The organism is Geobacter sp. 60473, assembly GCF_036323535.1.
Classification (GTDB): domain Bacteria; phylum Desulfobacterota; class Desulfuromonadia; order Geobacterales; family Geobacteraceae; genus Geobacter; species Geobacter sulfurreducens.
Window position 1 is genome coordinate 1,470,690 of record NZ_AP028967.1, and the last position, 18,082, is coordinate 1,488,771.

The window sequence follows — 18,082 nt, forward strand, 5'->3', positions numbered from 1 at the left end:
GTCATTTGGCAACGGAATTCGGGGCAGCGAGCAGAGGAGCCGAGTCGAGTACCGGCGCCACCAGGACCATTCCCCGGACAGGGTCGTCCTCGCCGTCGTACAGGCGGTCGCCGAGGTTTTGGGCGGATTGTTCCGCCCCCCACCAGTTGGCCATGGCCCGGAAATCTTCGGAGCCGGCATTGTATATATCGTACGTGCCGTTGCCGCTGAAGCTGTTGCCCCAGGCGATGCCCCTGCCGTCCTCAACACGCAGTCCCACATCGTTTCGCGTAATCTCACTGCCGCTGAGCTTCACGCCGGACCGGGAAAGAATGAGCCCCGCTCTGCGGTTACCCGCAACGAGGCTGTGAGCCACGCTCCCCTCGCACTCCGTGAGGACGATGCCGGATTCGCACCGTTCCACGACAGCACCCTCCAGCCTCAGGCGGGTATCGAAGGCATCGATCCCTGTTCCTTTGCAGCCGGAAACGCGCGCACCGGACAGATAGAGGGAACTCCGCCGTGCCGTGAGCCCGTCGGCATTCCCGTTGAGCCTGACGTCACGCAGGTCGATCTCGCTGCCGTCCAGCTCCATACCCACCTCACAGTCGCTCACCTCGCCGCCGGCAAAGGTTACCACCGATTCGGCCAGCCGCACACCGGTGCCGCACGAACTGAAGCTCGCGCCGCTCATGGTCAGGGTGGAGTAGGAGACGTCGAGCCCCATGACGGCACCTTCGACCCGGCAGTGCTCAATGATGTTCTTCTTTTCGCTGGCCAGCAGGACGATCCCGTACCACTCGCCCGCCAAGGGGGTGCCGTTCGCCGGGGTGAAGCGGACCGGAGCATCGGTGCTGCCCCGGACCACGAGGCGCCCCTGCACCAGAAGCCCCGGCGCAGTTGCAATCCCCGGAGTGGTACGCCTGAACCGGACCACGGTGCCGGGCTCCAGGGTCAGGGTAGTCTGGGGGGCAATCCGGACCCAACCTTCAATATCGACTACGCCACGCCAGGTAGTGTCTTCGGTGATCAAGAGGTTGCGCAGGACCGTTGCCGCGACCGGCGCGGCCGACGCGAGGCGATCGAGTCCCGGCAGGGTTCGCCGGGGGTCAGCGATACCGGAATCAGCGGCCGGCACGGGAGGAACCTGCTCGGGAGGAGGCGCGACGTTACTCTTGGCCACGGGACGTTCCGTCGCAACCGCCGGAGGCGAGGCGGCGGACGTGTCGGCAGGTGCGGTTGGCGGCGTCTCAACGGGTGACGGCTGAACATGCCACTTTCCCATGAGCTCGGTCAGGGTGGCGCAGCCGGTCAAGAGCCCGAAACCCGTCACGGCCAGGCAACAGGCCATTATCCGGATGAAGCGCCGTGCATGATTCATTGTCATGGCTCATCCTCTCTTCTGCTGTACACGCGGTTCTTGCCGAACTCCTTTGCCCGGTAAAGGAGATCGTCGACCCGCTTGAACAGATCCCCACGGCTTTCCCCGTCGCGGGGAAACGAGGCAACGCCGACGCTGACCGTAACGCCGTGTGGAGCTATCCCCCTGAGCACGTCGAGGCTTCGTCGCTCCACCAGTTCGCGCAGTCGCTCCGCAACCTGGAGGGCACTGTCGAATTCCGTTTCGGGCAGCAGGACAATGAACTCCTCCCCTCCGTACCGGAAGGCGAAATCCGAACTCCGCAGGGCCTCGCCGAGGAAGTCGCCCATGGCTGCCAGCACCTTGTCTCCGTGGGGATGGCCGTAGGTGTCGTTGAACCGCTTAAAGTCGTCCACATCGAGCATGATGATGGCAAGAGGCTTTTCATAGCGCTTGGCCCGGTTCAGCTCACGATTGAAAACCTGCTGGAAATATCTATGGTTATACAATCCCGTAAGGGAATCGGTTATGGCCATCAGTCGCGTCCGCGCGTGGAGCTGGGCGTTGTCGATAGCCATAGCCGCGAAGGATGCCAGTACTGACAGGAGTTTCATCCGCTCCTTGTCGAAGTCCCGGGGGACGAAATCATCCAGGTAAAGGATGCCGACAATGCGGTTCTGCATCATGAGAGGAACGCAGATGAGGGAACGGATCCCCTCATTGAGGGCGGTGGGATTGTGGAAGAAGCTCGTGTAGGCCGTGTCGTTGACAAAGAGAATCTCGCCACGGGTCAGCACCTGCTCCGTGAGTCCGCCGGGCTGAACACTCCAGCGCTCGGTCTTGACGAACTCCGGTGTCAAGCCTTCGTGGGCATGGAGGGTAAGATCGTTACGGTACCCGTCATAGAGGGCGATGCTGCCGGCCGGTGCTTCGGCGAAGCGCATGGCGCTCGTCAGGATGTGCCTGAGCACCGTATCGAGGTCAAGGGTGGAAACCACGGCACCGGCCACCTCGATCAGGTCCTTCAGCGCGACCACCTCGGCTTCGAGCATTTCCCGCGTGCGCTCGGGGCTGCGTTCCATAATGATCCTTTTCCTCCTAAAATAGTCTTTATTAGCACAGCGAGCCGGCAAAGTAAATTGGACAGTCCGCCACGGCATGCGAAACAGGGCTCGCGCACCGGCCTCAACAGAGCATTGCCCCGTCGATTCAACCTGTTATGAGTTTCAATTTTTACCGCTTGACACACCATATATATTGTGGCTATCTTTTCACCGCAACACAACATATATGGTTCCCACCAACAATACATCCCCACGAACCAAGGAGAATGAAATCATGGCAGAAACGATGACGAAGGCCACCGATATCCCCGGTCTCTCGAAAAATGCAGTGACGGTCCTCGAGAAGCGCTACCTCAAGCGCGATACCGGGGGCAACGTGCTTGAAACTCCGGTGGACATGTTTCAACGGGTGGCCCGATCAATCGCCGAAGCCGACAAGAACTTCGACAAGAAGGCGGATGTCAAGGCTCTGGCCGCACAATTCTACGAGCTGATGACCTCCTTCGAGTTCCTCCCCAACTCGCCGACCCTCATGAATGCCGGCCGCGAGCTGGGCCAGCTCTCCGCCTGCTTCGTGCTGCCGGTGGGCGATTCCATGGAAGACATCTTCGACGCGGTCAAGTACACGGCCCTGATCCACAAGTCGGGCGGCGGTACCGGTTTTTCCTTTTCCCGCCTCCGTCCCGCCCACGACGTGGTCCGCTCCACGTCGGGAATCTCCAGCGGACCTATTTCCTTCATGCGGGTCTTCGATGCCGCCACCGAGACCATCAAGCAAGGGGGAACGCGGCGCGGCGCCAACATGGGAATCCTGCGGGTGGATCACCCGGACATCATGGATTTCATCATGTGCAAGGACGATCAGAAGCACCTGAACAACTTCAATATTTCCGTGGGGCTCACCGAAGCCTTCATGGAGGCGGTGGAGCGGGACGCCGACTATGACCTCAACAACCCCCGTGACGGCAAACCCTGCGGCACCCTGAACGCCCGCAAGGTGTTCAGCCGGATCGTGAAACAGGCATGGAAGAACGGCGAGCCGGGCATCATCTTCCTGGATCGCCTCAACAAAGACAACCCGACCCCCCACGTGGGCGTCATCGAGTCCACCAACCCCTGCGGCGAACAGCCCCTGCTCCCCTATGAATCGTGCAACCTGGGCTCCATCAACCTGGGCAAGATGGTGAAGGACGGCGACGTTAACTGGGACCGGCTGCGGGAAGTGGTGCGGCTGGCGGTACACTTCCTGGATAACGTGATCGAGGTTAACAACTACCCCCTCCCCCAGATCAGCGAAATGACCCGCGCCAACCGCAAGATCGGCCTCGGCGTCATGGGCTGGGCCGACATGCTCATCCTGCTGGGCATTCCCTACAATTCACCGCAGGCCATCAGCCTGGGCGAAAAGGTGATGCGCTTCATCAACGACGAAGGGCATGTCTATTCCCGTGAACTGGCAGCCGTGAGGGGATCGTTCCCGAACTTCGCCGGCTCCATCTACGACCGGTCCGGCGAAGGCCCCATCCGCAACGCCACGGTGACTACCATTGCGCCCACGGGCACCATATCCATCATCGCCAATGCCTCCAGCGGCGTGGAACCGCTTTTTGCGGTCTCCTTCATCCGCCAGGTGCTCGACAAGAACATTCTGGTGGAAGTCAACCCAATTTTCGAGGAAGTTGCCCGCCAACGGGGTTTTTACTCCGAGGAGCTGATGCAGAAGATCGCACGGCACGGCACCATCCACGATCTGCCCGAGATCCCGGAAGATATCCGGGAAATATTTGTCACCGCCCACGACATCACGCCGGAAGACCACATTGAGATGCAGGCGGCCTTCCAGAAGTACACCGACAACGCCGTGTCCAAGACGGTTAACTTCCCCAATAGCGCGGCCATCGAAGATGTGGAGAAAGTCTACCGGCTGGCCTACAAATCGGGCTGCAAGGGTGTAACCATCTACCGCGACGGCTCCCGCGACGAACAGGTCCTCTCCACCGGTGTCAAAGAGGACAAGGAGAAGGTGGTTCAAACCGAGGAGAAACGGGCCGTGAAGCGCGATCGTCCCAAGGCGCTCAAGGGGTGGACCTACCAGATGCAGACGGGGTGCGGCCCCCTGTACGTGACCATCAACGAGGACAGGGCCGGCCTCTTCGAACTCTTCACCACCATGGGCAAGGCTGGCGGATGCGCCTCTTCCCAGTGCGAGGCCATCGGCCGGATGGTATCGCTGGCCTGGCGTAGCGGCGTTCAGGCCCGCCAGGTGATCAAGCAGCTCCTCGGCATCTCCTGCCACCTCCCCGCCGGTTTTGGCGACAACAAGGTGCTGTCCTGCGCCGATGCCGTTGCCAAGGCGATCCAGGCCCACATGCAGGCAGCCGGTTACGATGTCAGCCTGGAAGCCCAGGCCCCCGAACGCGGCGCCTGCCCCGAGTGCGGCGGCATTGTTGAGCATGAGGGCGGCTGCGCGGTCTGCCGGGTCTGCGGCTATTCGGAGTGCGCATAGCACCACCCATTCCAGAAGGAGGCGTTATGAAAAGAATCCTCGTGGCTCTCGCCCTGACGTTCGTTGCCGGCTTCGCGTTTGCTGCCGATGAGAAACCGCTCCCAAAACCCGATGTTCTTACCGAGGAGACGGTGTACACATCGCAGCGCCTCTCCGCAGTCTATGACACCATCATCATCCGCGACCTCACCACCGAAGGCGCGGAGCTGTCGAACCTGGACAGCGAAGAGATGACAAAGTTTGAGGCCATGAAACCGTTGCTGGTCCGCACCGTCACCGACAGCATCGAAATGGAGCTCAAGCTGAACAAGCTGTTCAAAACCATTCAAAAGAACACCCAGCCCAAGGGCAAGGCTGTGATCCTCGAAGGAGCCTTCACCGAGTTCAATGCGGGCAATCGTGCCGTGAGGTTCTGGGTGGGCTTCGGGGCCGGCAAGACCTACCTGAAGGTGAAGGGACGGCTGATCGATGCCGAGTCGGGCAAGGAACTCGCCACCTTTGAGGACCGCGAGACGGGATACCGCGGCACCATGACCCTGGAAAACTTCGCGGACCTTTTCCCTCACCAGGCCAAGAGCCTGGGGGAGAACATCGTCAAGTTCATCCAAAAGCTCTATTGATTTCTCTTCTCCCTGTGGTAACCAAGAATGGGAGCGCCTGATGCGCTCCCATTTTTTTGCGCGAGGATACCAATGACAACAGATTTGAATTCCCTGCTCTGGGATACGTCGCCCCTCTACGCATCCGCAACCTGTGAAGACATAGACCGGGACCTGTCCCGCGGCGCTGCGGAGGCTCGGGCGTTCCGTGAACGCTACGCCGGAAAGGTGGCAACCCTTGATGCGGCTGAGGTGGCAGAGGCGGTGCGTCGCTACGAGGACCTCGGCGAGCTTCTGGCCAAACCCCAGCTGTACGCCCACCTCCTCTTTGCCGCCGACTCGGAGGCCGACGATCACAAGCGGCTCTCCCAGCGAACTGCCGAGTTCGGCAATCTCATGAGCCGCGAGCTTCTCTTCTTCGACCTGGAGATCATGGAAATTGCCGATGATCGCTTCGTCGGGCTGCTGTCCGACGAGCTTCTCGCCCCCTACCGGCACTACCTGGAAAGCGTGCGGCGGTTTCGGCCCCACACTCTGAAGGAACGGGAGGAACAGCTCCTGAAAATGAAGAGCCTCACGGGTACCGATGCCTTTTCGCGGCTCTTCGACGAGCTGTCGGCCTCTCTTCGCTACCGGATGGAACTTGACGGTGAAGAGCAGGACTTCACCGGCGAGGAACTCCTTGGACTCCTCCACCACCCCGAGGCCGGGGTGCGTGAACGTGCCTTTGCAACGTTCCTCAATCGCCACGAGGAAAACGGCATCGTTTTTTCGAGCGTGTTCAACAATGTTGCCCTGGATCACTCCCAGGAACTGGAGTTGAGGGGGTACCGCCACCCCATGGAACCGACGAACCTGGGCAATGAGATCCCCGAAGAGGTGGTCAACCGACTGATGGACGTGTCCGAGGCCAACTATGGGCTGGCGCGGGACTACTTCCGCCTGAAGGCCCGGCTCCTGGGACTGCCGAAACTGAAGAACACCGATGTCTATGCCCCCGTTGGGGACAACGACCGGACGTACTCCTTTGACGAGGCAAGGGAACTGGTGCTTGAAGCCTACGGCCGCTTTCACCCTCGTTTCGGGGAGATGGCCGCGGCATTCTTCGACGAGCGGCGCATCGATGTCCTCCCCCGCCCCGGCAAGAGCGGCGGAGCGTTCTGCATGGGGATGACCCCGCACCTTTCCCCGTACCTGCTCCTGAACTACACCGGCAACCTGCGCGACGTGGCCACCCTGGCCCATGAGCTGGGGCACGGCCTCCACTTCGAGCTGGCCCGGAAACAGACCATGCTCAACTACCATGCCCCGCTGCCACTAGCGGAAACGGCCTCGGTCTTCGGCGAGATGCTCCTGACCCGCTTCCTTCTCCAGCGGGAGAGCGATCCGGCCGTGAAGATCTCGCTGCTGTGCGCCAAGATCGAGGACATCATCGCCACGACCTTCCGCCAGAACGTGCTCACCCGCTTCGAGGAGCGGATGCACCGGGAACGGCAGGAGGGCCTCCTCACCTCATCACGGCTATGCGATCTCTGGTGGGAGGAAAACGGCAGACTCTACGGCGATGCCGTGGACATGATCCCCCCCTACCGCTGGGGCTGGAGCTATATCTCTCACTTCATCCACGCGCGGTTCTACTGCTACTCTTACACCTTTGCGGAGTTGCTGGTTCTTTCCCTCTACCGCAACTACCTGGAACAGGGAGAACGGTTCATCCCGACGTACCTGTCCATCCTGGAAAGCGGCGGCTCCCTCTCGCCCGCCGATACGGTCAGGCCCGCCGGCATCGACCTGGCCGACCCGCATTTCTGGCAGAAGGGATACGATTTTCTTGCGGAGCTGATCGAAGAACTGAAGGGGCTGCTGGAACAGCGTCAGCATTGACTAACAACAAAGGCCGCCGGGTGATAGCACTCCGGCGGCCTTGTCGCGTAACGTTGTGAGATCCTGTGTTACCGTATCCTAGAACTGAAATCCCACCTCGGCAAAGGGGCCGCCGAAATCGACATCTGCCTTGATGTCGCTCTCGTCGATCTCGATTTTCTCGTAGCGATACCCTGCCGCGGCGAAGAGATGATCGAAGAGGATCAGCTTGCCCCGGGCAATCAGGTCATAGTAACGGTTGTCGCCGTACGCCATGCCGCGCGCCTCCCCCTCGGCGGCAAACCATGATAACGGCCTGACCTGGACTCCGGCGTAGATCATGGGGACACCGACTACCAGTGATTTCGACTCGGTGACGCCACCCTGGACGACTTCGGCCTTCAGGTCGATCAGCCGGGCGTCGATGCCCAGGTCAACGTTGACGACGCCGGCGGTGGCGGTCTTGAGCAGGGGTATCCCCCAATAGAGCCCCAGGTCGTAATGATCGAGCTTCAACTCTGAGGTGAAGGGGACGGTGCCGTCGAAGGTCACGTCCCCGAACTGGAACGTGCCGCTCTTGCTCCCCTGGCCGTCGAACTCCATGGGGGTAGCCATGAGATAGAGGTTGGGGAAGAACAGCGGGGTTTCGATCTTCACCCGCCCCATGAGACGCGTCTCGTCGTCGTACTTCAGTTCGTCCTTGATATCGAGGTTCGTCCCCTTGTAGGCAAAGTCACCGCGAGGCGTGTTGTTCCAGACACCTACCGCCGCCTCGATCCCCATGGCGTCAGCGGATGCGGCGGTCGCCGCGAGCAGCAGTGCCGCCCCGATCAGTTGCTTGATTCCCATCCTGTCCTCCCTGCCAGCGTAATGAACATGAAGTTCGTATCGTCATCACTGAACCACTTCTTGAGACATATTTGCGGAGAGCGCCGGAATATGACAAAGGCCGCCGGCGTCATCGCGCCGACGGCCTGGCCGGAAGCTTCACGACCGATGTTAGGTTAGTAGCGGTAGTGGCCCGACTTGTAGGGGCCGTTTTTGGGCACCCCGATGTAGGCGGCCTGCTCGTCGGTGAGCTCGGTCAGCATGGCACCCAGCGTCTTCAGCTGAAGCCGCGCGACCTTCTCGTCCAGCTCCTTGGGAAGCATGTAGACGCCGACCGGATACTTGCCGGGGTTACAGAAGAGTTCTATCTGGGCAAGGGTCTGGTTGGCGAAGGAAGAAGACATGACATAGGACGGATGTCCCGTGGCGCAGCCGAGGTTCACAAGGCGACCCTCGGCCAGCAGAATGATCCGCTTACTGTCGGGAAAGATGATGTGATCCACTTGGGGCTTGATGTTTTCCCACTGGTACTGCTTCAGCGCCGCCACTTCGATCTCGTTGTCGAAATGGCCGATGTTGCAGACAATGGCATTGTGCTTCATGGCCTTCATATGGTCGTGGGTGATGACGTTGATGTTGCCGGTGGTGGTGACGAAGATGTCGGCCTTGTCGGCGGCATACTCCATGGTAACCACCTTGTATCCTTCCATGGCGGCCTGAAGGGCGCAGATGGGGTCGATTTCGGTTACCCATACCTGGGCCTGAAGCCCGCGCATGGCCTGGGCGCACCCCTTGCCCACCTCGCCGTAGCCGCAGATCACGGCGACCTTGCCGGCAATCATCACGTCGGTGGCCCGCTTGATGCCGTCCACCAGCGACTCGCGGCAGCCGTAGATATTGTCGAATTTGGACTTCGTCACCGAGTCGTTGACATTGATGGCCGGGAACTTGAGCGTGCCCTTCTCATGCATCTGGTAGAGGCGGTGCACGCCGGTGGTGGTTTCCTCGGTTACCCCCTTGATTGCGGCAGCGGTTTTCGAGTACCACCCCGGCTTCTCGGCGAGACGTTTTTTGATGGAGGCGAAGAGGTACTGTTCCTCCTCGCAGGTGGGATTGGCGATGACCGAGGGATCTTTTTCGGCGTCGCTCCCCAGATGCAGGAGCAGTGTAGCGTCGCCTCCGTCGTCGAGGATCATGTTGGGGGTGCCGCCGTCGTGCCACTCGAAGATCCGGTGGGTGAATTCCCAGTACTCCTCAAGGGATTCGCCCTTGTAGGCGAAAACGGGGATGCCGGCGGCGGCGATGGCGGCGGCGGCATGGTCCTGGGTGGAGAAGATGTTGCACGAGGCCCAGCGCACCTCGGCGCCGAGAGCCACGAGGGTTTCGATGAGCATGGCGGTCTGGATGGTCATGTGGAGCGAGCCGGCGATGCGGGCGCCCTGGAGGGGCCGGGTGGCGGCGTACTCCTCGCGGATCGCCATGAGGCCCGGCATTTCGGTCTCGGCAATGATCATTTCCTTGCGTCCCCAGGCGGCAAGGGAAATATCCCTGATGCAACAGTCATTGAACGTTCCGGCGGTATCCCGCGCAACGGGTTGGGTCATCTGAAGCCTCCATCCTGATGAGAGAGTAATTTAAACGAACTATATATCACGTCACATCCAATCCGGTCAAAAAAGAAACCATCCTGCAACGAAAAAGGCCGTCCGCCGGCTGGATGCCGGGGACGGCCCCGAGACGCGAACGTTCGCGACGTCGAAGATCAGTGATAGACGCCGCAGCCGATGAAGACCGTGTCGTCCACTTTCTTCACGTAGGACGATTTTTTCTGCATCACCCTGGTTTTGGGATGGGGCCACTTGTAGTCGTACCACCCCTCCCCCTTGCGGGCAGTATCGATCAGGCCGATCGTTACGAGACGGACGTTTTCATCCTTTGACTGGAGCTGGTTCTTGCCGATAAGGGTCGGATCGGAACCGTGGGCGAGAAATACGCCGTTGAAGCCGATGGCAAAGATGTACAGATCGTTCTTGACGAATTTGCCCTTGGGATTGCTGAACTCCACGAACGCCTTTTCCTTGCCGTGCTCCTTGATGTAGGCAGCCGCCCTCTCCACCAGGGCCTTTGCCTCTTGACGCGTCCCCTTCCCGCCCGTGGCCGCCATGCTGATCGACGCAGTTAGACACAGGATTGCCGCCACCATTGCCAGTATTGTTCTCATGCGTTGGTCTCCTTACCGGGATGTCAGTGCTAAACAATAGCACGTAGTATACCACACCGAAAGCGGGTCAATGGCTTGGCCACAACGAAAAAACCCCGTGGTGGCAAGCATCACGGGGCAAAAAACGCAGCACGGTCAGGCGGCTTTTTCCGCTTCCTCCCCTACGGCGAAGAGTTCGTCGAAGACCTCTTGAACCGTGGTGATCCGATCCGCCTTCCAGGCGTTGGTTCCGCAGAAGATCAGCCCGGTTTCCACATCGCCGCGCTGGGCCCGGTCAAGGGCGCTGACGATGCAGAACCGCTCGCCGGTTTCTTTATAGGAGCACTTTTTGAGACAGCCATTGCCGCAGGCAACCCCCTTGAGCTGATCGTGGAGCACGATCTGGTCCTGGTTGCGGAGGATGGCGCGCCCGGGCAACCCTGCCGGGCTCATGATGAGCCCGATGTCTTCCCGGCGGCACTCGAGGTACGCCTGCTTGTAGGCCTCGTCTGCATCACACTCGACGGTCGGCACGAACCGGCTGGCCATCTGCACGGCGTCTGCCCCCTGCTCAAGGGCATGGAGAACGTCGTCGCGATCCCAGATTCCTCCCGCAGCGACAACCGGCACCGAAACTCCGTATTCTTCGAGGAAAAAGGCCTTGATCGCCCTGATGGTGCCGTACTGGTCATAGGTGCCGGCGCCGATGTTTTCCAGTTTCTCGCCCAGGTGTCCGCCGGCGGTGTCAGGGTCTTCCACAACCACCGCATCGGGCAGGCGGCTGAATCCCTTTTCCCACTTCTTGGCAATGAGCTGGGCCGCCCGGACCGACGAGACGATGGGGACCAGGGCGACCTCGGGGGCGTGGGCGGTCAGTTCCGGCAGGGTCAGGGGAAGCCCTGCGCCGCAGACGATGACCTTGGCCCCGCCTTCGACGGAGGCACGGACCAGTTCCTCGTAATCGGTCAGCGCCACCATGATGTTCACGCCAATGACCCCGTCGGGAGCGATGGCATAAGCCTTGCGCAATTCCTGCCTCATGGCCTCGGGATTGCTCTGGAGGTAATTCGCGCCCGTGAACAGGCCGCTGTTGAGGGATATCCCCGCAGCAGCCACCAGGCCGACTCCGCCGCACTTCGCCACATGACCGGCAAGCCGTCCCCCTGATATCCTTACCCCCATCCCGCCCTGGATGAGGGGATACTTCACTTCATGCCTGCCGATTTTCAGCGGTCCGACCATGTACACCTCCGTGGTGCCGTTTGTATACGCCCGTTACACCATACCAGAACCGGCAGGGTGCAGGTGTAATAGTTTTGTAAAAGGAAACCTTGCAAACCCGGCGCCAGGGTGCTACACACAATCCCATGAGATGGCTCAGGAAGCTTGCCAATCCGCTTTTCGCCCTCATCGGCATCCAGGTGGTATGGGGACTCTTCGTCTTCTACTGGATCTACTGGTTCGTGGGGCGCCACAAGGAGTTCCGGGAACTGGCCCTTCGCTACCGGCCCGAGCTGCTCGGCCGCGGTTTCGACTGGGTGGTGCTCGTGGAGGGGCTCATCCTGCTGGTGCTCATCCTGGCCGGGGTCTATGCGCTCTTTATCTTCTGGCGCCGCCAGTCCAACCTCTACCGTGAACAGAAGGAATTCATCTCCCAGGTTACCCACGAGCTCAAGTCGCCGCTGGCATCCATCAAGCTCCATCTTGAGACGATCCGGCTGCGCAAGCCGCCGCCCGACAAGCTGGAGCGGTTCCTCGACACCATGCTTGAGGACACCGAACGCCTCGACAACCTCATCAGCAACTTTCTCATGGCGGCCAAACTTGAACAAAAGTTCCGCACGACCCAGCAAACCGTCGTCGACTTTTCCGCCTTCCTCGTCCGCTCCCTGGAGCGTTTGGGACAACATCTGCCCGAGGGAGGAAACCTGACGCTCCGGATAGACGAGGGAATCCGGGCAGCCATCGACGCGGAGGCCATGGAGACGGCACTGCGAAATCTCTTCGAAAACGCAATCCTTTACAGCCCCGGAGCTCCCGATATCAGGGTTACGCTGACCCGCTCCGGCAATGAATGCATCCTCACATTCAACGATCAGGGCATTGGCATCGACTCCCACGACATAAAGAAGATTTTCAAGATGTTCTACCGGGTCCGCAGACCGGGCGAAACCATTCGGGGAACCGGTCTGGGTCTCTGGATCGTCAAATCGGTCATCCGGGAGCATGGAGGACGGGTCGCCGTTTCGAGCCGGGGAAACGGCATGGGAACGACCTTTACCATTACGCTCCCGCTGGCCCGCAGAGGGGACCGTCAATGACGGAAGATAAGCCGCACATTTTACTGGTTGAAGACGAAATCCACCTGGCTCGGGGGATCTGCTTCAACATGGAGATGGAAGGATACCGCGTCAGTCATGTGGAGAGCGGCGAAGCTGCCCTGGAGCGGCTGGCCTATGACCGGTTCGCGCTCATCATCCTTGATGTCATGCTACCGGGGATCGACGGTTTCACCGTATGCGACCGGGTGCGCGCCACCGACGCGCGCGTGCCGATACTCATCCTCACCGCCCGGGCCGATGACGGCGACCGGATAACGGGCCTCGACCGGGGCGCCGACGACTATCTGACCAAACCGTTCAACCTGAACGAATTCCTTCTTCGCGTGCGCGGCATGCTGCGCCGCTCGGCCTGGTATCGGCCGGAACCGGTGGAAGAGGGATACCGCTTCGGCGACAACGAAGTCTTTCTCCTCTCCTACCATGCGCGGACTGCCCAGGGGGAAGTGGATCTGACCGAACTGGAGGTCAAGATGCTGTCGCTTTTCTTTCATCGTGAGGGGGAAGCGATCCCGCGGGGAGAGATTCTGGAAAACGTGTGGGGCTACAGCTCCGACACCGAAACCCGCACACTCGACAATTTCATTGTCCGGCTGCGCAAGTACTTCGAGCCGAACCCGGCGAAACCGGTCTATTTCCAGACCGTCAGGGGGGTAGGATACCGCTTCAGCAGAAAGGGCGGGGCCGGGGAATAGGGGAACGCCCCCGGAGACCGGGAATGCAAAAGGCCGGAAGGATAACCTTCCGGCCTTTCTTATGTAGTACTGTATCGAAATCGACCCCTTAGATTCCAGCCTTCTGGCGGATGATATCGATCTTGTCGGTCCGCTCCCAGGTGAATTCGGGGAGTTCGCGGCCGAAATGGCCGTAGGCCGCGGTCTTACGGTAAATCGGGCGAAGCAGGTCAAGCTGCTCGATGATGGCGCGGGGGCGCAGATCAAAAACCTCGCGGATGATCTCCGCGATTCGTGCGGACGGAATTTTGCCGGTTCCCGCGGTGTCGACCATGACCGACACGGGCTCGGCCACACCGATGGCGTAGGCAACCTGAACCTCGCAGCGTTCGCACAGCCCTGCCGCGACCAGGTTTTTGGCAACGTAACGCCCCATGTAGGCAGCAGACCGGTCGACTTTGGAAGGATCCTTGCCCGAGAAGGCGCCGCCGCCGTGGGCACCGTGACCGCCGTAGCTGTCAACGATGATCTTGCGGCCCGTAAGGCCGCAGTCGCCCATGGGACCGCCGATCACGAAACGGCCGGTGGGGTTGATGAGGAAACGGGTCTTGTCGTCCATGAGCTCCACGGGGATGATCTTCTTGACGACCTCCTCGATGATCCCCTCCTTGATGGTTTCATAGGAGACTTCCGGCGTATGCTGGGACGAGATGACCACGGTGTCGACCCGGACCGGCTTGTCGTCGACGTACTGGATGGAGACTTGGGATTTGGAGTCGGGGCGAAGGAAATCGAGGGTTCCGTTCTTGCGGACCTCGGCCAGCTTCTGGGTCAGCCGGTGGGAGTACATGATGGTCATCGGCATGAGCTCGGGAGTTTCATTGCAGGCATAGCCGAACATTAGCCCCTGGTCGCCCGCGCCCTGCTCCTTGAACATCCCTTCCCCCTCGGTGACGCCCTGGGAGATGTCGGGAGATTGCTTGTCGATGGAAACAAGGACCGCGCAGGTTTCCCAGTCGAAGCCCATGGCCGAATCGTTGTAGCCGATCTCCTTGATGGTTTCGCGCACGACCTTCGGGTAGTCTACCGCCGCTGTGGTGGTGATTTCGCCGGCGATTACCGCCATGCCGGTGGTAACAAGCGTTTCACAGGCAACCCTCGCCCTTCTGTCCTGAGTAAGTATCGCATCGAGAATGGCGTCCGAAACCTGGTCGGCAACCTTGTCGGGGTGACCTTCGGATACCGATTCGGACGTGAAAATATAATCCTTCATCTCCATCGTGGTTCATTCCTCCTCGTGTGATGTATAAGGGTAGCGCTTGGAAAAGACTATGGATTGTATCGAGTGGATGAGAGAAAAGTCAAGGGCTAAAACCGGGGCGATCAGTCGAAACTCTCGGAAAAACGCGCCGAAATCTCGCTTTTAACAAAGGACTCCACCTCGGCTGCCGTGGCAAAGGTGAGTGCGCGGGCAACCAGCCGCTCGGCGTCGGAGCGCCTGGCGCGGCGAAGAATCTTCTTGACCCGGGGAATGGACACGGCTGTCATCGACAGCTCGTCAAACCCGAGACCGAGCAGGATCGGCAAGTAGAGAGGCTCACCCGCCATTTCACCACACATGCAGACGCGGATTCCCGCGGCATGGGCCGCATCGGTCACGGTTTTGAGCGAACGGAGAATGGCGGGGTGCAGCGGCTGATACAGATGAGCCAGATGCTCATTGGTCCGGTCGATGGCCAGCGAGTACTGGATCAGGTCATTGGTCCCGATGCTGAAGAAATCAACCTCGCGCGCCAGCAGGTCGGCCATGGTAACCGCGGACGGCACCTCGATCATGATTCCCGTCTCGATTTTCTCATCAAAGGGAATGCCGGCCGAACGCAGCTCTTCCATGCATTCACGGAGAACTGACTTGGCGCTCCGCACCTCTTCGATGCCTGATATCATGGGGAAAAAGAGTCGCGCGGTCCCCTTGCAACCGGCCCGAAGAATCGCTCGCAGCTGGGACTTGAAGACTTCCGGCCTGCGGAGGGACAGCCGGATGGCGCGCAACCCCATGGCAGGGTTCATCTCGTCTTCCAGATGCAGATCGGCGGCCAGCTTATCTCCGCCGATGTCGAGGGTCCTTATGGTGACCGGCTCGGGCGCGACATTCTCTACGATGGTTGCATAGGCCCGGTACTGCTCTTCTTCGTCGGGAAGCCCCGGGCGATTCATGTAGAGCATCTCGGTGCGGTAGAGTCCCACGCCCTGGCCGCCGTGGCCCTTGAGGGAAGGAATTTCCTCGGGAAACTCGATGTTCCCCATGAGTCTCATGCTGTGACCGTCCAGGGTCACGGCAGGCAGGTCCTTGAGCTTCAGGAGTTCCTGCTCGAGGTAGTCGTAATGCTGTTTTCTCCGCAGGTAATCGCGGAAGGTCTCTTCCGAGGGATTGACGACAATGGTGCCGGTGGTGCCGTCGATGATGATCGGCAGGCCATCGATATCCTCGACCGTGATGGTTTCGAGGCCGACAACCGCGGGAATCTCGAAGGCGCGGGCCAATATGGACGTGTGAGAGGTCCTTCCCCCCAGGTCGGTAACAAAACCGACGACTTTTTCCTTGTCCATCTGGAGGATGTCGGTGGGAGAGAGATCATGGGCGATAATGAGCCGCTTCCCCTCGTCGATGGCGTCGATACGCTCGTGACGTTTGCCGACCATGTGACGCAGAATCCTCTCGACCACGGTTTCCACGTCCCCGAAACGCTCCCGCAGGTAATCGTCATCGATCCCAGCGAAGAACTCCTTGAACTTGTCGAGATTTTTTTTGAGTGCCGCCTCAGCGTTGACCCCATCCCTCTCGATGAGATCGATCGTGCCCTGGCGCAGCATGGAGTCGTCGAGGATCAGAAGGTGGGCGTCGACCACATAGAGGTGCTCTGCGCCCCTGCGGGCGGCGATAGACTCCTTGAGAGCCAGCAGGTCGTCCCGCGAACGTGACAGGGCAGCAGTAAATCGAGCCACTTCCCCCGGGATATCCTCGGGTGACACTGAGGCTTCCACCACCAATACACGGCTGCGGTCGGTGACGCGGGCAGTGCCGATGGCGATCCCCGGCGACGCGCCTATGCCGCTGAATACCCTGGTTTCACTCCTCGCCGAACCCATTTGTGATAATCTCATCGAGTGAGGCCATGGCCTCCTCCTCATCGTCGCCCGCCACCCGGACACGGATGGTAGTCCCCTTGGCAGCGGCAAGCATCATTATTCCCATGATACTCTTGCCGTTCACCTCGACGCCTTCCCGCTCGATCTTGATGTCGGAATGGAACCGGCTGGCCGTTTTGACAAGCAGGGCGGATGCCCGTGCGTGCAGGCCGAGCTTGTTTACTATGGTGAATTCCCTCTCAAGCATTTCGCTGGCTACCTCGGATCATTTCAGATAATCGCCGGCCACGGCTATGCTCTCCCGCCCGCAGTCCCTGAGAGAGCCCGCCAGTTCCGCGACGGTGGCTCTTTGCCGATCACTCGCAAACTTAATCACCATCGGGAGATTGACCCCCGTGAGCACCTCCACCCGTTCTCCTTCGAGAAAAGAAAGGCTCATATTGGAGGGCGTGCCGCCAAACATGTCGGTCATGATGATGGCGCCGTTGCCGGATACCTGTTTGACGGCAGCAGATATCCTGTCCATGATGCCTTCCACCTGGTCTCCCTGCTCAATACCTATTGCCTGAGCCTCTTCGATGGGGCCAACTATCATTTCGGCGGCCTTCAGCAGTTCCTTCGCCAGGCCGGCGTGAGTTACAAGCACAAGTCCAATCATTATTTCATCCTTTTTCCTTGTCCCGATGAGACACTTTCACCACCAAGCCGAGGCCGGCAAAGAATGCCCGCAGTTCTTCGACTATGGCGACTGAACGGTGCCGGCCGCCGGTGCACCCCACGGAAACAGTCAGGTATGATTTCCCCTCGCGCTGGTAGGAGGGGACGAGATACTCCAGCAGCCCCATGAAACGCTCAAGAAATTGCTTGGTCACCGGTTTTTCCAGTACATAGTTGCGGACGTTCTCGTCCAGTCCCGTCCCTGCCTTCAGTTCCGGAACGAAATGGGGGTTGGGAAGGAAGCGGACATCCATCACGATATCCGACTCCAGAGGAATCCCGAACCGATAGCCGAAGGATTGCAGGTGAATTGTCAGAGGGCGCGTTCCCGACTCGCCCTTGATACGGGCGTGGACCAGCTCCTTCAACTGGTGCACGTTCAGCTCCGACGTATCGATCACGTGAGTGGCGAGCCTTCTGAGTCCGGCCAGTTGCTCGCGCTCGTAGCGAATCCCCTCCGGCACCGACCCGCTTTCCAGGGCCGGGTGGCGGCGGCGGGTTTCTGAGAACCGGCGGACCAGCACCTCGTCAGTGGCATCAAAAAAGATTATCTCCACCGTGTGCCCGGCTTCGCTGATCTGCTGGAAGACTTTCTCGAATCCCTTGATGAAGTCCCGGCCGCGGATATCCATGACCAGTGCCACGCCTGCCACATTTTCACCCGAGCGGCAGACCAGATCGATAATGGTCGGAAACAGAAGAACCGGAAGGTTGTCGACGCAGAAAAAACCTTCGTCCTCCAGTACACGCACCGCCGTCGATTTGCCGGAGCCCGAAAGCCCTGTGATTACCAGAACGCGCAT

16 protein-coding genes are annotated in these 18,082 nt (G+C 60.1%); 5 read left to right on the forward strand and 11 right to left on the reverse strand.

Features of this window, described 5'->3' with window-relative positions:
- Nucleotide 1 precedes the first annotated feature (1 nt).
- Both AABA48_RS06755 and AABA48_RS06760 read right to left on the reverse strand, forming a co-directional pair.
- A complete protein-coding gene (locus tag AABA48_RS06755; protein ID WP_338271222.1) occupies nucleotides 2-1,366 on the reverse strand; it encodes a right-handed parallel beta-helix repeat-containing protein in 1,365 nt (454 codons plus the stop codon).
- Entirely contained in the window at nucleotides 1,363-2,421 is a 1,059-nt protein-coding gene (locus AABA48_RS06760) for a sensor domain-containing diguanylate cyclase (RefSeq protein ID WP_338271223.1), read from the reverse strand. The genes AABA48_RS06755 and AABA48_RS06760 overlap by 4 nt, the downstream gene beginning before the upstream one ends.
- A 256-nt stretch (nucleotides 2,422-2,677) precedes the next feature.
- Between AABA48_RS06760 and AABA48_RS06765 the strand changes: the two genes are divergently transcribed.
- The 3 genes from AABA48_RS06765 to AABA48_RS06775 all read left to right on the forward strand — a co-directional run bounded on the left by AABA48_RS06765 (nucleotide 2,678) and on the right by AABA48_RS06775 (nucleotide 7,392).
- A complete protein-coding gene (locus tag AABA48_RS06765) occupies nucleotides 2,678-4,909 on the forward strand; it encodes a vitamin B12-dependent ribonucleotide reductase (protein ID WP_324310027.1) in 2,232 nt (743 codons plus the stop codon).
- Nucleotides 4,910-4,935: 26 nt separating this feature from the next.
- On the forward strand, nucleotides 4,936-5,529 hold the full coding sequence (locus tag AABA48_RS06770; protein ID WP_286352452.1) for a DUF4410 domain-containing protein: 594 nt from the start codon (nucleotides 4,936-4,938) through the stop codon (nucleotides 5,527-5,529).
- Nucleotides 5,530-5,601: 72 nt separating this feature from the next.
- A complete protein-coding gene (locus tag AABA48_RS06775; RefSeq protein ID WP_324310024.1) occupies nucleotides 5,602-7,392 on the forward strand; it encodes a M3 family oligoendopeptidase in 1,791 nt (596 codons plus the stop codon).
- Between the two features lie 78 nt (nucleotides 7,393-7,470).
- On the opposite strand, the gene AABA48_RS06780 is transcribed toward AABA48_RS06775, so the two are convergent.
- The 4 genes from AABA48_RS06780 to AABA48_RS06795 all read right to left on the reverse strand — a co-directional run bounded on the left by AABA48_RS06780 (nucleotide 7,471) and on the right by AABA48_RS06795 (nucleotide 11,641).
- A complete protein-coding gene (locus AABA48_RS06780) occupies nucleotides 7,471-8,220 on the reverse strand; it encodes a TIGR04219 family outer membrane beta-barrel protein (protein ID WP_286352450.1) in 750 nt (249 codons plus the stop codon).
- A gap of 155 nt (nucleotides 8,221-8,375) precedes the next feature.
- A complete protein-coding gene (gene ahcY / locus AABA48_RS06785) occupies nucleotides 8,376-9,803 on the reverse strand; it encodes an adenosylhomocysteinase (protein ID WP_286352449.1) in 1,428 nt (475 codons plus the stop codon).
- A gap of 158 nt (nucleotides 9,804-9,961) precedes the next feature.
- The gene (locus tag AABA48_RS06790; RefSeq protein ID WP_286352448.1) at nucleotides 9,962-10,420 is read right to left on the reverse strand and encodes a cache domain-containing protein; all 459 of its coding nucleotides are present in this window, start codon (nucleotides 10,418-10,420) and stop codon (nucleotides 9,962-9,964) included.
- Nucleotides 10,421-10,555: 135 nt separating this feature from the next.
- On the reverse strand, nucleotides 10,556-11,641 hold the full coding sequence (locus tag AABA48_RS06795) for an NAD(P)H-dependent flavin oxidoreductase (protein WP_286352447.1): 1,086 nt from the start codon (nucleotides 11,639-11,641) through the stop codon (nucleotides 10,556-10,558).
- A 125-nt stretch (nucleotides 11,642-11,766) separates the two neighbouring features.
- Here AABA48_RS06795 and AABA48_RS06800 point away from each other — a divergent pair, with 125 nt between their 5' ends.
- On the forward strand, nucleotides 11,767-12,720 hold the full coding sequence (locus AABA48_RS06800) for a sensor histidine kinase (protein ID WP_286352446.1): 954 nt from the start codon (nucleotides 11,767-11,769) through the stop codon (nucleotides 12,718-12,720).
- Nucleotides 12,717-13,433 (forward strand): response regulator transcription factor, encoded by a 717-nt coding sequence (locus AABA48_RS06805; RefSeq protein ID WP_324310016.1) that lies wholly within the window; start codon nucleotides 12,717-12,719, stop codon nucleotides 13,431-13,433. Before AABA48_RS06800 ends, AABA48_RS06805 begins: the two co-directional genes overlap by 4 nt.
- Before the next feature lie 88 nt (nucleotides 13,434-13,521).
- Here AABA48_RS06805 and metK read toward each other — a convergent pair whose 3' ends face one another.
- The 5 genes from metK to rapZ all read right to left on the reverse strand — a co-directional run bounded on the left by metK (nucleotide 13,522) and on the right by rapZ (nucleotide 18,082).
- Nucleotides 13,522-14,691, reverse strand: coding sequence for a methionine adenosyltransferase (metK, locus tag AABA48_RS06810; RefSeq protein WP_286352444.1), 1,170 nt, complete (start codon nucleotides 14,689-14,691; stop codon nucleotides 13,522-13,524).
- Between the two features lie 104 nt (nucleotides 14,692-14,795).
- On the reverse strand, nucleotides 14,796-16,562 hold the full coding sequence (gene ptsP, locus AABA48_RS06815; protein ID WP_338271224.1) for a phosphoenolpyruvate--protein phosphotransferase: 1,767 nt from the start codon (nucleotides 16,560-16,562) through the stop codon (nucleotides 14,796-14,798).
- Nucleotides 16,543-16,809 carry an HPr family phosphocarrier protein gene (locus AABA48_RS06820; protein WP_119332784.1) on the reverse strand — a complete coding sequence of 89 codons (267 nt, stop codon included), beginning with the start codon at nucleotides 16,807-16,809 and terminating at the stop codon, nucleotides 16,543-16,545. The genes ptsP and AABA48_RS06820 overlap by 20 nt, the downstream gene beginning before the upstream one ends.
- Nucleotides 16,810-16,827: 18 nt before the next feature.
- Complete coding sequence (locus AABA48_RS06825) at nucleotides 16,828-17,220, reverse strand: PTS sugar transporter subunit IIA (RefSeq protein ID WP_010942528.1); 393 nt, start codon at nucleotides 17,218-17,220, stop codon at nucleotides 16,828-16,830.
- A gap of 4 nt (nucleotides 17,221-17,224) precedes the next feature.
- Nucleotides 17,225-18,082, reverse strand: a complete 858-nt coding sequence (rapZ, locus tag AABA48_RS06830) for an RNase adapter RapZ (RefSeq protein WP_286352442.1) — start codon at nucleotides 18,080-18,082, stop codon at nucleotides 17,225-17,227.

Coding starts and splice junctions, on each gene's coding strand:
- rapZ (WP_286352442.1), bottom strand. CDS start 18,082: ATGCGCGTTCTGGTAATCACAGGGCTTTCGGGCTCCGGCAAATCGACG.
- AABA48_RS06790 (WP_286352448.1), bottom strand. CDS start 10,420: ATGAGAACAATACTGGCAATGGTGGCGGCAATCCTGTGTCTAACTGCG.
- AABA48_RS06820 (WP_119332784.1), bottom strand. CDS start 16,809: ATGCTTGAGAGGGAATTCACCATAGTAAACAAGCTCGGCCTGCACGCA.
- AABA48_RS06765 (WP_324310027.1), top strand. CDS start 2,678: ATGGCAGAAACGATGACGAAGGCCACCGATATCCCCGGTCTCTCGAAA.
- AABA48_RS06775 (WP_324310024.1), top strand. CDS start 5,602: ATGACAACAGATTTGAATTCCCTGCTCTGGGATACGTCGCCCCTCTAC.
- AABA48_RS06825 (WP_010942528.1), bottom strand. CDS start 17,220: ATGATTGGACTTGTGCTTGTAACTCACGCCGGCCTGGCGAAGGAACTG.
- AABA48_RS06800 (WP_286352446.1), top strand. CDS start 11,767: ATGAGATGGCTCAGGAAGCTTGCCAATCCGCTTTTCGCCCTCATCGGC.
- ahcY (WP_286352449.1), bottom strand. CDS start 9,803: ATGACCCAACCCGTTGCGCGGGATACCGCCGGAACGTTCAATGACTGT.
- AABA48_RS06805 (WP_324310016.1), top strand. CDS start 12,717: ATGACGGAAGATAAGCCGCACATTTTACTGGTTGAAGACGAAATCCAC.
- AABA48_RS06780 (WP_286352450.1), bottom strand. CDS start 8,220: ATGGGAATCAAGCAACTGATCGGGGCGGCACTGCTGCTCGCGGCGACC.
- AABA48_RS06795 (WP_286352447.1), bottom strand. CDS start 11,641: ATGGTCGGACCGCTGAAAATCGGCAGGCATGAAGTGAAGTATCCCCTC.
- AABA48_RS06755 (WP_338271222.1), bottom strand. CDS start 1,366: ATGACAATGAATCATGCACGGCGCTTCATCCGGATAATGGCCTGTTGC.
- metK (WP_286352444.1), bottom strand. CDS start 14,691: ATGGAGATGAAGGATTATATTTTCACGTCCGAATCGGTATCCGAAGGT.
- ptsP (WP_338271224.1), bottom strand. CDS start 16,562: ATGGGTTCGGCGAGGAGTGAAACCAGGGTATTCAGCGGCATAGGCGCG.
- AABA48_RS06760 (WP_338271223.1), bottom strand. CDS start 2,421: ATGGAACGCAGCCCCGAGCGCACGCGGGAAATGCTCGAAGCCGAGGTG.
- AABA48_RS06770 (WP_286352452.1), top strand. CDS start 4,936: ATGAAAAGAATCCTCGTGGCTCTCGCCCTGACGTTCGTTGCCGGCTTC.